The organism is Micromonospora sp. LOL_024 (assembly GCF_048060415.1).
GTDB lineage: Bacteria > Actinomycetota > Actinomycetes > Mycobacteriales > Micromonosporaceae > Micromonospora.
In genome coordinates this window covers 1-1,363 of record NZ_JBHMIS010000133.1, presented here as the reverse complement: position 1 = coordinate 1,363, position 1,363 = coordinate 1, and the positions used below count along the sequence as shown (strand labels likewise).

Sequence of the window (1,363 nt, the reverse complement as noted above, 5' to 3'; positions counted from 1 at the left end):
CAGGGCTTCTGCAAGATCGAGGTATGACCGGTTCGCCGGGTGTGAGGTAGTCACGCCGGTTGTGGCCGGTACGTAAGGGAGCACGGCCTTCGGCTGATCATTGAGGTGTCTAAGCCAAATGATCGAATCCGAGGACCGTGCTCGTGGAGCCATCATTGTTGATCGGCGGGCTATCCGCACGCCTGCACGGCGTGTCGGACGACTCGCAGCGCTACACCGCTGGCTTGTTGCAGGCCTTGGCGCAGGTGCCGGACCCGCGAGACCCGCGGGGTCGCATCCATCTGTTGCCGGGCTTGCTGGCGGTCGCGGTGAGCGCTGTGGCCGCCGGGCAGAGATCCGTGTCGGCGATCGGTGAATGGGCGGCTGACCTGCCCATGTCAGCGCGGGAACGGCTGCAGATGACTCGTGAGGCGTTCACCGGCTGCTATCTGGCGCCGGACGCGTGCACGATCGGGCGGGTCCTGGCGCGGGTTGACGCCGACGCCCTGGACAGCGCGATCAGCCGGTGGTTGATCAGCCGGACGACCGCCGGCGTGGCGGCAGGGCGTCGGGTGATCGCCGTGGACGGTAAGACGTTACGCGGCAGTGGCCGCCCCGGCGCTCAGGTGCACCTGTTGGCCGCATTGGACCAGGGCACCGGCACGGTCGTCGCTCAGAACAACGTGGATGGAAAGACCAACGAAATCACCCGGTTCCAGCCGCTGCTTGCCGAGCTCGACCTGACCGGCGCCGTCATCACCGCGGACGCCCTGCACACCCAACGCGAACACGCCCGTTGGCTAACCGAGACCAAACACGCCAGCTACGTGTTCACCGCGAAGAAGAACCAGCCTCGACTGTATCGGCAGCTCAAAGCCCTACCCTGGACCAAGATCCCCGTCCTGGACGAGACCAACAACGCCGGACACGGCCGCCGTGACATCCGCCAACTCCAAGCGATCACCTGTATCGGCCCGCTCGCCCTGGACTTCCCACACGCCCGACAAGCTCTACGGATCCGCCGACGCCGCTACAACCAGGCCACCGGACGGTGGTCCACCGTCACCGTCTACGCCATCACCAACCTCGACGCGACCCAAGCGAAACCCGCCGACCTGGCCGACTGGCTCCGTGGCCACTGGCTGATCGAATCCCTGCACTACCTACGCGACGTCACCTTCGGCGAGGACGCCAGCCAGGTCCGCACCGGCAGCGCCCCGCAAACCCTGGCCACCCTCCGGAACACCGTCATCAGCCTGCTCCGCCTGGCCGGCACCACCAACATCGCCAAAGCACTACGCCACAACAGCCGAAACCCGGACCGGCCACTACAACTACTTGAAATCACCTGAAACGGTCAAATGCCAATCGTGCCGAGGCCCTG

1 protein-coding gene is annotated in these 1,363 nt (G+C 65.9%); it reads left to right on the top strand.

The annotated features are described in order from the left end of the window. Positions 1 to 143: 143 nt before the first annotated feature. The gene (locus tag ACFHWY_RS28520) at positions 144 to 1,331 is read left to right on the top strand and encodes an ISAs1 family transposase (RefSeq protein WP_416583332.1); all 1,188 of its coding nucleotides are present in this window, start codon (positions 144 to 146) and stop codon (positions 1,329 to 1,331) included. Positions 1,332 to 1,363: the final 32 nt, after the last annotated feature.